15 protein-coding genes are annotated in these 11,591 nt (G+C 59.3%); 8 read left to right on the forward strand and 7 right to left on the reverse strand.

Translation table 11 applies throughout. The features are described 5' to 3' along the window. Positions 1–377: 377 nt before the first annotated feature. From TK49_RS23505 to TK49_RS23520, 3 genes are all read left to right on the forward strand, one after another. Positions 378–953, forward strand: a complete 576-nt coding sequence (locus TK49_RS23505; RefSeq protein WP_024542446.1) for a DUF7673 family protein — start codon at positions 378–380, stop codon at positions 951–953. A 2-nt stretch (positions 954–955) separates the two neighbouring features. Then, the gene (locus TK49_RS23510; protein ID WP_024542445.1) at positions 956–1,717 is read left to right on the forward strand and encodes a hypothetical protein; all 762 of its coding nucleotides are present in this window, start codon (positions 956–958) and stop codon (positions 1,715–1,717) included. A 556-nt stretch (positions 1,718–2,273) separates the two neighbouring features. Continuing rightward, positions 2,274–2,552, forward strand: a complete 279-nt coding sequence (locus TK49_RS23520) for a hypothetical protein (RefSeq protein ID WP_157774049.1) — start codon at positions 2,274–2,276, stop codon at positions 2,550–2,552. Positions 2,553–2,563: 11 nt separating this feature from the next. Here the strand turns inward: TK49_RS23520 and TK49_RS24380 are convergent, their stop codons facing one another. The 4 genes from TK49_RS24380 to TK49_RS23855 all read right to left on the reverse strand — a co-directional run bounded on the left by TK49_RS24380 (position 2,564) and on the right by TK49_RS23855 (position 4,386). Then, positions 2,564–2,782 carry a hypothetical protein gene (locus TK49_RS24380; protein WP_029738228.1) on the reverse strand — a complete coding sequence of 73 codons (219 nt, stop codon included), beginning with the start codon at positions 2,780–2,782 and terminating at the stop codon, positions 2,564–2,566. A 19-nt stretch (positions 2,783–2,801) separates the two neighbouring features. Next, complete coding sequence (locus tag TK49_RS23525; RefSeq protein WP_024542443.1) at positions 2,802–3,188, reverse strand: type II toxin-antitoxin system VapC family toxin; 387 nt, start codon at positions 3,186–3,188, stop codon at positions 2,802–2,804. Further along, positions 3,185–3,424: a type II toxin-antitoxin system Phd/YefM family antitoxin gene (locus tag TK49_RS23530; RefSeq protein ID WP_024542442.1), complete on the reverse strand. Its 240-nt coding sequence runs from the start codon at positions 3,422–3,424 to the stop codon at positions 3,185–3,187. The genes TK49_RS23525 and TK49_RS23530 overlap by 4 nt, the downstream gene beginning before the upstream one ends. Positions 3,425–3,570: 146 nt before the next feature. Continuing rightward, positions 3,571–4,386, reverse strand: a complete 816-nt coding sequence (locus tag TK49_RS23855; RefSeq protein WP_024542441.1) for a hypothetical protein — start codon at positions 4,384–4,386, stop codon at positions 3,571–3,573. A gap of 185 nt (positions 4,387–4,571) precedes the next feature. Between TK49_RS23855 and TK49_RS23540 the strand changes: the two genes are divergently transcribed. The 5 genes from TK49_RS23540 to TK49_RS23555 all read left to right on the forward strand — a co-directional run bounded on the left by TK49_RS23540 (position 4,572) and on the right by TK49_RS23555 (position 9,891). Then, a complete protein-coding gene (locus tag TK49_RS23540; RefSeq protein WP_024542440.1) occupies positions 4,572–5,762 on the forward strand; it encodes a tyrosine-type recombinase/integrase in 1,191 nt (396 codons plus the stop codon). 507 nt (positions 5,763–6,269) lie between these two features. Further along, entirely contained in the window at positions 6,270–7,100 is an 831-nt protein-coding gene (locus tag TK49_RS23545; protein ID WP_024542439.1) for a ParA family protein, read from the forward strand. Beyond that, positions 7,097–7,984, forward strand: coding sequence for a ParB/RepB/Spo0J family partition protein (locus TK49_RS23550; protein ID WP_024542438.1), 888 nt, complete (start codon positions 7,097–7,099; stop codon positions 7,982–7,984). The genes TK49_RS23545 and TK49_RS23550 overlap by 4 nt, the downstream gene beginning before the upstream one ends. Before the next feature lie 363 nt (positions 7,985–8,347). Further along, positions 8,348–8,500: a hypothetical protein gene (locus TK49_RS24730; RefSeq protein WP_157774050.1), complete on the forward strand. Its 153-nt coding sequence runs from the start codon at positions 8,348–8,350 to the stop codon at positions 8,498–8,500. A gap of 437 nt (positions 8,501–8,937) precedes the next feature. Further along, positions 8,938–9,891, forward strand: a complete 954-nt coding sequence (locus TK49_RS23555) for a replication protein RepA (RefSeq protein WP_027693155.1) — start codon at positions 8,938–8,940, stop codon at positions 9,889–9,891. Between the two features lie 135 nt (positions 9,892–10,026). Here the strand turns inward: TK49_RS23555 and TK49_RS23560 are convergent, their stop codons facing one another. From TK49_RS23560 to TK49_RS23570, 3 genes are all read right to left on the reverse strand, one after another. Then, positions 10,027–10,659, reverse strand: a complete 633-nt coding sequence (locus tag TK49_RS23560; RefSeq protein ID WP_024542436.1) for a hypothetical protein — start codon at positions 10,657–10,659, stop codon at positions 10,027–10,029. Positions 10,660–10,674: 15 nt separating this feature from the next. Beyond that, positions 10,675–10,884, reverse strand: a complete 210-nt coding sequence (locus TK49_RS23565; RefSeq protein ID WP_024542435.1) for a hypothetical protein — start codon at positions 10,882–10,884, stop codon at positions 10,675–10,677. A 125-nt stretch (positions 10,885–11,009) separates the two neighbouring features. Then, positions 11,010–11,507 (reverse strand): hypothetical protein, encoded by a 498-nt coding sequence (locus TK49_RS23570; protein ID WP_024542434.1) that lies wholly within the window; start codon positions 11,505–11,507, stop codon positions 11,010–11,012. Positions 11,508–11,591 lie beyond the last annotated feature (84 nt).

Below are 11,591 nucleotides of genomic sequence, written 5' to 3' on the forward strand. Positions count from 1 at the left end.
CGCGATACCGTTAATCTTCGCAGCACGCGCGTTGCAGAGCTCTTCAACCACCGCCCCGTCCGCGCCGAGGGCGAGAAGTGGATCCTGTTCGATGTCCAACTTGTCTGGGCCAAGGGGGGCAGTTCCTGCTGTCCGGCTACGAGCGCCACGTCCAGTGGAACGGCGACACTACGGATTACGCCCAGAGTTGGCTCGTCAGCGTGCCGGCGCCGGGAACGTCGGTCGCGATCGTCCCAGACACCGTCGAGGCACCAAAACAGACGCCGATCGAAGACCCGGCTGCCGGCAGCCTACGCATTTGACCAACAATGAATACATCTGATAGCGGGTTCGTAGAAGTCAAAAGCAAAGTAGCAAAGCCCGAATTGCAGGCATTCATGGAACACCTGAGCGCCTTCCATGAGGGCGACACGGATGCCCAGCGGGCGGCAGAGATCCGCGCTCAGGACGAGAACGACGGCCTGGATTCACTGAAGCGCCTATTCGATCTGGCGAACGGGAGCAGTGGACAGTGCCGTCACGTCGCGCGCTTCCTGCTTGGTCTGTACAACGGCACTCGATTCCCGTTCGATCTGACTGACTTCCGATGCGTTGATGCCTCGATCTTTGAGGACATGATGCGAGTGCTGCGGATGGACAGCCGGCCACGGGCAGAAGTCCACACGTATTTCCCGCGCGGCGGCGAGCGTTTCGAGCAACTGGCGCAGGACTGGAATCTGTACAAGACCGAGTGGGAGCCGGCGGGCAGCGGGTTCACGCGCAGACGCAGCGCGTACCGCCTCGACATCGAGGCAGGCGTGCGCGGCGAGACGCTGGTGTGGAAGTGGTCTGTATCGCGGTGGGGCGGCGACAGTAAAAAGGTTGCCAGCGGCGCGGCATGGTCGGCCGAGAGTGCGAAGTACGAGATTGATGCCTGGTTCGAGCGCGGCGGCGAGACGCCTTACGAAGACTGACAATGAAAACGGATCTGATCGAAAAGTACGCACCGGTGCTCTGTGCGTCGACACCTCCAGTGGTGCGTGACCCACGCCTATTGATGGATGCAAGCGGCGACGTGAAGATCTACTATGCGCCCTTCGAATACATCAACCCGAGTGCACGGCTCGTGCTGGTCGGGATCACACCGGGCCCCACCCAGATGGTCAATGCCAACAACGAGGCGCGGCGCGCTCTTCAGGCGGGCAAGTCCAGCATCGAGGCGATGCAGGCCGGAAAGAGCGTCGGCGCTTTCAGTGGCGAGCCGCTGCGGAGTAACCTGATCAATCAACTCAACCATTGGGGCTTCCAAAAGTGGCTCGGCCTGAGCGATTCGGCCGACCTATTCTCCAGGTCACAGCACTTGGTGCAGACTACCTCTCTCCTACGCTATCCGGTGTTCGTCAAGGACGGTGATTACCGTGGCACTCCAGATATGACCAAGCATCCGCTGCTGCGGAAATACCTGCTCGAATACTTTGCGGCGGAGGTCGAGGAGCTCAAGGAAGCCGTATTTGTCGGTCTCGGGCCACAGGTCCAGAAGGTGCTCGATCGCCTGATCCACGAGCGCGTCCTGAGTCCAGAACGGGTCATCGGCGGGATGCTGCACCCGTCCGGTAACTGCACATACCGAATCAACTATCTTATCGGTGACAGAAACGCGCCAGTCCCGCACGCCACCAACCCCGTGCCTTACGACCAGGGCCGACGAGCGTTTCGGGAGCGCTTCATTGGCGCGTGATCGGGAGTCATATGAGCCGATGCGAACTGGCCGCCGTCTTGTTGCTGCTCGCTCATCGCACCGCGCTGTGCTGGCCATCAATGGCCGGTGAAAACCAGCTACCAGACAGAGACCGCAATGAAACGAACAATAGCTTTTGCCTTGCTCATCGCAGCGATACCGCTGTCATCGCACGCGTCTTGCACTGATTGGGGATTGTATGCAGTGCAGGTAGCCCAAATGCGAAACGGCGGGCTAGCCAAAGAGGCTGCAGAGGGGATGATGTGGCAACACTCTCTCAGCGGAGCGCTTGACGGAGAGAAGAACGAGACCAGCTTCAACGGGTTCGACCCCGTCCGGGCGAAGGAAGTCATCAAGTCTGTGTACGAATCGCACCACGCTCCCTCGTACTATGGGGTTGTTACGACGGATCTCTGTCACACCCAGGCGTGGATTAAGCAGTAGAAGACAATGCACTGAGGAAATACGCGGGCGGTGCCGGCAGAAGATGAGCCGCTTACCGGCCGGCGTGCCGGTCGTAAAGACAAAAATGCCTCACCAATCGAAAGGGGGAGAGATGAAATATCTGCTGATCATTTCCGCGTCCATGGTTGCTCTCGCTGGTTGTGCGGCCCAGCGGGCAGCTAGTGACTGCGAAGCAATGGGGTACACCCGTGGCACACCAGAGTTTTCTCAATGCGCGGAGCGGCAGGTCGCTGCACGCAGAGAGCGGTTGATGGAAATGCGTGGGCAGGATGCGGCGATCTCGATCCAGTGCGAAAAATCATCGCAAGGTATCTTTGGGCGCAACACCGGCCGCACCGATTGCCCGCACCCAGCCGGGATGGTGAAGTGACCACGCGCAATTCAGACAAACAGGCGTAACTGGCCGCGCTGCTCCAGGTGTTCTCGCACAGCCTGATCGGTGCCTGGCTTCGTGAGCGGATGGACAGCACGACAGGTGGAGCAGATCCAGTTCTCGGTCGGTTGGTCGGCGCCAAACGGCGTCATCGCCGGGGCGTCCGGCGTGTGATGGCGCAGCACCCCGCAGGTGTCGCAAGCAAGCCATTTGGTAAGTGGTTTCATGCGCGATCCCATCACCTTGTCAAACCTTGCGGATCGAGCCGCTGTACTGCGCTACGATCGGGTCGGCCGTAACTAGAAGGATGCCTTCCACCAGCGACTGCGCCACCAGGATGCGGTCGAATGGATCCTTGTGCAAAGGCGGCAGGCTATCGACCATGACCGTGTGCTCACTGGTGATGGGTAATTCCAGATAGCCATTGTCTAAGAGCCCTCGGCGTAGCAGCCTGGGATCAACGCGAAAGTCCTGCCGGCCCAGTCCTCGCTTGATAGCCACCTCCCACAGGCTGGCAGCGCTGAACACCAGCTCGTGCGTCGGGTCCTGGATGAGAGCGAGCGTGTCGCGCGACAGCTTGTCAGGCTGGCCAGCGGCCCACAGCAGCAGATGAGTATCGAGCAACAACTTCACGCGTCGCCCCCGAACATCTGTTCAATGGCATCGGCACCCATGCGATCGAAGTCCGCCGGCACTGCGATCTCGCCGACCAGGAAGCCAACACGGCGCGGCTGAGCGGGCGCATCGAGAGCGGTCACCTTGGCCAGCGGCTTGCCAGCCTTGGCGATCACGAAGGATTGGCCTCGGGCTGCCTTGTCGACCAGACGCGACAGGTGCGTCTTCGCGTCGTGGATGTTGACGATTTCCATGACCGACTCCGATTAAACTAAGTTCAGTTAGTTTAGTCCGTTCTAGGAAATCATGGTATGGCAATCAGCAGAACAAAGTGTCCCAATTGGGACACTCTCTGTGCGCGCATGGGGCTTCAATGACGGGCAGAACTGATGGGCAAGAGCTACCGCTTCGGTGGTGTCGGCACGCCACCGGCGCCGCGCCGATAGGCATCCACGGCGGTCCTGGCTGTTGCCAAGTCGCGCTCAAGCGACTCGATACGGATCCTGAGCATGTTGCGTTCTTCAATAAAGGCCTGACGGATACTGTCGGTCTCGACCATGCGCCTACGCTCTGCGCCCTCGAGTCTGTCTGCAAGCGCACTTAACGCGCTCGGCAGGCCACCGACGCTGCCAGTAAGCTCGCTTTCACGAGCACTCGCCTCTGCTTTGGCCTCGGCCAACTGATTCCGCAACGAGTTCGCTTCAGCTTCAGCTGCCGATGCTCGCTCAAGCGCCTGCTGCAGCTGGCCGCGCAACGCATGGTTTTCGTCTTCCAGCCGCTCGCAGTGCTGAGACAACCAGGCGCTGTTCGCGTCACCACTCGACGGCGCTTTCGTCTCGGGGACAGCTGCTGCCTGGGCGGGCGGCACGATCTCACGCACGGCGACCTGGATCTCCTTGTGCACGTAGCCGCGCAGCCAGTCGTCGCGAACTTCGGGCGTGATCGCCTGCGTCCCGTCTTTCGCGGCCCGGCGCTCGGCTTGCACCGCCAGGAATGTCTGCGCGCTCGGACGGCGATTCGTGATGCCGGCCGTGGCCATCAGCCTTCGAAATACCTTCTCGCCGTAGCTCCGGCCAGCAATGCGTTCGATCTGATCGAGCGCATGCCGCAAGAAATTGCGGTTATCCGGATAGGGATACCGCACGTCCAGTTGTTGTAAGGACAGCAGGATGGCCTGCAACTGGGCGTCGGGAAACGAAGTCGGTGTGCGGGGCATCGTGGCTCAGCTGACAGCTGTTGCTGGAAATTTCACCTATCGTAGCACTCATCGGCTACTTATTAGAATACTTTTTACACTACGCATTAGGACTACGCTTTACCATTATTCCACTAATGGTAAAATAAGCTTAGTATCCCGTTCCATAGATCGTCATGGGGCAAAAAATGCCTTATGGAGCACACATGAACAATCTGACGCCAGTTCCACGCACGCCAAGCAATGCGCTGATCAGCCCGGTGCTGCAGGACGTCAGCACTGACGAGCAGTTGCTTGGCGAATGGCTCAAGGATCTGTTCAACGCTGGGATGGGAATCAGCCAGAACACGCTGAGCCAATACAGCCTGGAAGGTCGGCGTCTGCTTTGGTTCGCGAACGCGGTCGAGCGTCGATTTCAGGCGTGGGATAAGCCAACTGCCAACGCCTATCTCACATTTCTCGCGTCACCGCCGGAGCACGCCATCGGCGACTCGCGCACGAAGAATTCCGGTGCCTGGCGGCCGTTCCGTAAGCCGCCCTCAGCCGCGTCAGTCAAGCAAAGCGCGATCATCGCCAGGAGCTTCTTCAACTGGCTGGTCGATCAGCAAGCGATCCGGGTCAACCCTCTCCCCCGCCCTCCCCGTTCACGCGAAAACCGCGGCCCGGGCACGCAGCAGCGTTACTTGAACATCACGCAGCTGAAGGCCGTTTTCGACGCCATTGCGGCCAGGCCTGCCGAGATGTTCTGGGATCGACTCAAGCAGGACCGTGATCGCATGGTGATCGCCCTCGCCTTCCAAACTGGCTTGCGCGCGTCGGAGATGGCCGAACTCAGGTGGTCCGACTTCCAGCGCCGGGATGGCAAACATGGCCCCTACTGGGTCATCGTTGTTCGGCACGCCAAGAGCGGCGACAACCAGGTAGTGCCGTGCGACGCGGCCATGGAGGAAATCTCGGCGTTTCGCCGCACGATCGGCCTGGGCCCGGAGCCGAAGGCCAACGACACGATAGCGGTCATCCCCTGCATCGCCGGCGGCAAGCGCAAGCGTGTGAAGCCGCATGGCAGCCTCGATCTGCAACTTCTGCTGCAGCGAGGGGTGACAACGCGCCACGGCATCTACGCGATCGTCAAGGACGCTTTCAAGCAGGCGGCCGACCTCCTCAGGGACCTAGGCGACGAGCTCAGCGCCGACGGATTGGAGCACGCTTCAACCCACTGGCTGCGCCACAGTGCAGCCACACACCTGCTGCGCTCTGGAAAATCAGTAACGAATGTCCAGCGCGTGCTGCGGCATCAGGACATCAATACGACGCGCAGATACACGCACGAGGAGATGGATGATCTGGCGCACGATGTCAGCGATGGGCTGATGCTCGACAACATCTTACGAAAGTAGCCCCCTACCCTGCTGGCTCGGTCTGACGTGGCTGTTGCCGGGCATTAGCACCGTGTCCCAACTGGGACAGTTTTTAATCCGCCCTTTTCCCGACGAGAATTGTTATCGGATCGGGCTCGAATGCTCGCGAATGTCGTCCTTCGCTTGCAAAGTGTCCCAGTTGGGACAGTCAACCGAAGACAGGGCTGGGACAACCTACCTCTGTTTCGCGCGCCTACTGTAGGGTGATGCCACTCCCCTACCCCGCACCTCAAAACTGTCCCAACTGGGACACTTCAGCGGCGACTCCGGAATGTCCGCGCACAAGATACTGCAATAACGAACACCGCAAATAGTTCGCCTTGGCTGCAAAGCGCCGAACAGCCCTCCTAACTTGCCGCACCTTCCCTTTACAGCAGCCCATACCATCGAAAAGTGTCCCAAATGGGACACTTTCACAGTCAATCCTTGCCTTGCCTGATAGTTACGTCTATCGTGCACGGAAATCATCAACAACGTACACGATCCATGAGTGAATTCAAGAATGCCAAAGTGATTGCGATCGTCAACCACAAAGGCGGTTGCGGGAAGACGACCACGACAGTCAACCTGGCCGCGGAGTTCGCCAGGCAAGGCAATCGCGTCCTGGTTGTCGATCTGGACCCTCAGGCAAACGCCACACTCCATATCGGCAAGGTCCACCCCTCCAACGTCGAAGTCTCCGCAGCTGATTTGCTGACCGGCGACCACAGCCTGCTTGCGCCCTCGGTCCAAGACGACACCACCATCGATGGTGTCTGCCTGATTTCGGGCAGTCTGGCACTCGGCAAGGCCGAAGACGAACTTAAAGACTTGTCGCCGCGGCCAAACGAAGAATTGCGCAGCAAGCTGTTGCCAGCGGACTCGGTCTTCGATGTCATCCTCATCGACTGCCCGCCGAGCCTGAAGCTGCTGGCGAGCAACGCGCTCGCCGCGGCTACGCACGTTATCGTGCCCATCGAGGCCGGCGATCAGTATGGCCTGTACGGCGCAGAGGATCTGCTCAAAAAGGTTGCACAGATCCGCAGGATCAACCCGAATCTCGAAATGCTAGGCGCTTTGCTCATTAAATACGACGACCGCCAGACCATCTGCAAGCTGCTCGCAGGCCAAGCCGAACAAACCTTTGGTGCGCTGTTGCCAGAAAAGATTTCTCAGGGCACGGCGGTTCGACAGGCTGTCGTGATGAAGACCAGCGCGCACGGCATCGATCGGGGGTCCAAACCAGCGCGCCAGTTCCGCGCGCTCGCGCAAGCGCTGGCCCAATCTCTCAAGCTCAAGGTCGGAGATGAGACACCGATCGAAGGGGCTGAAGCGTGAGCAAGAGCATCAAGGAAATGCTGGCGCGGCAGGCTGCCGCAAACATCAAGCAGCATCGCGATGCGGACTACGCCGTGGATTTTGACGCAGGCCGCCAGCACACCAAAATCCCGCTTCAACGCATCCAGCCAGGCCGCTACCAGCCGCGCATGAAGTTCACGGAAGCCAGCATTCGTGAATTGGCGGAATCGATCGCGGCCATAGGTCTGACGCAACCGATTATCGTGCGCCCGTTGGGTGAAGCGTATGAGCTCATCGCTGGCGAGCGGCGTCTGCGCGCGCATCGTCTGCTCAACAAGCCGACCATTGAGGCGATCATCGTCGATGTAGACGATGCTACAGCCGCGGCCATGTCGTTGTCAGAAAACATTGATCGCGAGGCGCTGACTGATTTCGAGGTAGCAGAAGGTCTGCGTCGCTTGGAGGTGGAATTCCCGAAACGGGCCCATCTCGCCAAGGCCATCAATATCTCGCGCTCGGAGCTCTACCGATACCTTGCGTTCCGCGACTTGCCTGAACCCGTGATCGACCGGCTACGAGTCAATCCCGGGTTGATCGGCAGAAGCGCAGCCTCCGAGATTTCGCAGGCCATCAAGGCAGTGCCCAAACTTGCCCCGAGACTTTTAGAAGCATTGGATCTCGTTGAGGCCGGCAAACTCGAGCAGGGCAAGGTGGTCGCATTCCTCCAGCAGAGTATCGCGGAGCGGCGGAGCAGAACGGAAGCCGAGCCGACAACCTACTTGATACACGAAGGAGCGCGCGTCGGTTCGATCGTCGCGACGCCCAAAGAATTCGTCATCAAGGTCTCGCAGGTAGCGCTGCCCGAGAGCAAGGCAAAGCGTCTGCACGCCTTTCTGACTGAATTGCTGGCCGCCGACGAATAAGTGTCCCAGCTGGGACACTGTCACGCTGATCTCGGGGCGCGTACATGCGCGCCTCCTTGAGTCAGTGCTGATTTGAGGGCACCACTCGAATATTTCCGCTGCAAGGTGTCCCAAATGGGACACTTTCAACGCTGATTTAGGGGCGCTTTTTAAAGCAGGCTCCTGAGCCGCGCTGATTTAGGGGCGTTTTCACGCTGATCTGGGGGCGCGATCTTCGCCACACAACCATTTTCACGCTGATCTGGGGGCGTTGCTGTCGACCGGTCACGCTGATTTAGGGGCGCAGTTACTAAATGGCGTATTTGGATCAACGCTGAACTAGGGGCGCTCGGCCCCGGCCGATGCGATCAACGCGGTTATTCAATGCGGCTCGAGCGGTATTGCCGCCGCGTCGGCGAGAGCGACGATGCCACGCTGATCTGGGGGCGCTTTGCTTTGGATGTCACGCTGATCTGGGGGCGCTTGCGCGATCTCCCGACGCTGATCTGGGGGCAAAACGCACCGACGATCTCGTGATGCGGGCCGGCCGCGAGGGCTACGCTGATGTGGGGGCGCTGTTTCTTACCGGGATTGTGGATAAGGCCTGTGGAAAACCACAGTTATTCACGCTGATCCAGGGGCGTCGCCACGCTGAAGTGGGGGCACTGCAGCGCTGATCCAGGGGCGAACGTACGCTGATCTAGGGGCGCTTTAACGCTGATCTAAGGGCTAAAATTTTCACAAACCATTGAATTTAAAGAGAAAATTCCGTATCTAGTTTACTGATATTAGGTATTAACTTCATAGATTTACTGGTAAGACGACGCGCTTCTGTGGACAACCTCCGGTTGCCCACCATACGCACGCCGTCCACCACGATGGAAGAGATACAGCCAAAGTCAAAACAATCGCCCCCAGATCAGCGTGACTGCGGTTTGCGTGCGTGCTATACCGTCGCAAACGTGGAGATAGGCATGGCAAAGCCACAGAGCAAACAACCAGACCTGACTGCCCCCGGTGGCCAAGTGATTCGTCCTACGATCGCTGCAAGGCTATACGAGGAGGCACAAGCAATGGAACTAGCCGACGCGAAAGCGGCTGGAACCATTGGCTTCATGGGCCGCGCGCTGGTTCAGGCAACGTTACCGTACAGGGAACCTTCAGCAGATCTGCGCGCTTGGGGCCGCCGCGCGGGCAACGTCAGTCTGGTGATCCAACCAGGCATGTATTTTGACGAGAACAACGAAGCCCAAAGCATTGGCTTTCCATATGGTTCTTATCCGCGCTTGCTGCTCGCCTGGATTGCCACCGAAGCTTTTCGAACCAAATCCCGTCAACTCGTTTTAGGGAACCGCCTTACCGACTTTCTGGAGTCCCTCGGCTACACCTCGCAGAACGGTGGGCCACGCGGGAACATCACGCGTATCCGCGAGCAGATGAAGCGGCTGTTTGCAGCCCACATCGCAATAGTCTATGGGGGAGGGCAGGGGAGCGATTTCGCACATAAGCCGTTTTTGATCGCCGATGACACCGAGCTCTGGTGGGACCCCCAGCGCCCAGACCAAGCGGGCCTGTGGCAGTCGACAGTGACACTCTCGGAGCGCTTCTACGACGAGGTTGTCAGCACGCCGGTGCCTATCGATCTGCGTGCTCTGCGAGCGTTGCGACAATCGCCGATGGCGCTCGATTTGTACTGCTGGCTGACCTACCGCATGTTCTCACTGAAGGCTCCAGTGACCGTGCCGTGGGAAGCGCTGAAGCTGCAATTCGGATCGGAAGCCGGGCGCGATCGCAAGTTCAAGGAAGGGATCAGCAAGCAGCTGCAGCAGGTGCTCTCCGTTTATCCCGCCGGCGTGCGGCCCACCAAGGCCGGGCTCGAACTGAGCCCATCGAAAACAAGCGTGCCACGACTGGTCACCGACTGGTAAGCGCCCCCAAATCAGCGCAAAGAAAAATGCCCCTCCGAGAAGACTCGGAGGGGCATTCATAATCAGGCAATTCTAGGCGGCGCGGCGCTCGGCCTTGCGGCTTTTGCGGTGCGCGCGGGCGCCATTTCCGTTACTTCAGAACTCCCAAGGGGACGGGGCGGCTTCAGTGGCTACCGGTTCCCTCAGGTGCTTGCCAAGGTCCTGCAACATCTCGGCCACGCTGACTGGCGGCTCCACCAGCACGGCATCGACTGGCGCGCCATTCGCATCCATCTTGGCATCCCACATTGCGCGCAGGTGAGGGTGGCTGTCCAAGCACTGCTCTGCAACGTGCTTGGCAACGCGTGCCAACGAGCTCATCGCAACCCCGCCGCTCGAACGCTCGCAACTGATGAGCACGTCAGCCACCCCCGCGATCGCTTCATTGCTGGCAGAACTGTAGGAACCACTCAACAACATCAGCGTCGAGGCCGGAATGCCGTCAACCACTACGTCATAGCCCGTTTTCTGCTTGTCCAGCCAGGTCGCCGATGTCTCGCCCTCAGTCTTGCCGAGGTGCATGTATTCGATCGGCCCCCACATGGCGGAGCCTCGTCCGAATTTACCTTCCTTGGCCCACCACTTTGGGGAGCCTCCGTTGTTGTGCACCATCAAAATCATTGCCTTCTCCTTTGAGTCCAGGTCGGCACAGTGCCGAGTGTTCGAAAATGGTTGCTCGATCGAGGCATGAAAAAAGCCAGGCGCAAGGCCTGGCTGGATCTGGATCATTCGGTCGCCGTCGAATCACGGCGTAAGCTTCTGCGTCCACGTGCTGTCATCGAGCGCCATCTGCGCTTGTTCGCGCGTGCGGAAATACTCCACAGACTCGCGAGAGCATGGACCTTCCTCGCTATCGAACGTGCCAATGTAAAAGCCCGCGTTCGACTTGAGCACCTGCAACGATAACCGCTTCTTGCAATACTCCCAGGCCAATAAGCCATACGTTCCGCTCATCGCATTTCTCCAGTTTTGGATCCGGCAAAGCGCCGGTGTTCGTAAATAGTTGTACTGCCAGACGATGAAAAAGCCCTGCCGATTTCTCGGTCAGGGCTTTGGTGAAGTGTGCTGCTACGGGCGAATCAGAACGGCAGGCCCTCGTCCTGCTCAGCCGGCACAGCCTCGTGTTCCTTGCGGGCCGGGGCGTTGCTGGCGCTGCCGTTTTCTTCGCGTTTCGCCTTGTCCATCGAGGAAAGGGCGATGAACTGACCGCGCTCGCCGTCGATCTTGCGACCGAAGACCGGGTACTCGAAGCCGTTGCCGTCCTCGATCATCCCCTGGTAGTCGTAGTTCACGCCATCCTTCTTGGCGCGGAACAGGACGCCACGCAGCGCGCCGCCGCCGATCGACAGCACCAGACGACTGTTGTCGCCTTCGCCGGCCAACGCAGCCTCCATCGTCAGGCGGCCGTACTCGGTCGGGCTGTACTTGCCGTCCTCGCCTTTGACTTCACCAGCGCCGACATAGCCCGTCATGATGACCGGGGACTTGGTGTTGCGGGCGACGAAGAGTTCACGACCGTTTTTCTCGTTGAACAGGGCGCCGCTGACTTGTTTCGTGTTGATGGTGATGAGAGACATGATTGCTCCTTGGATGAAAACGCCGCTTCCCAGAACGGGGAGCTTCAAACGCTTCCCTATTGGTTGTTGGCACGAAAATAAAAA

The sequence above is a fragment of the Ralstonia mannitolilytica genome (assembly GCF_000954135.1).
Classification (GTDB): Bacteria; Pseudomonadota; Gammaproteobacteria; order Burkholderiales; family Burkholderiaceae; genus Ralstonia; species Ralstonia mannitolilytica.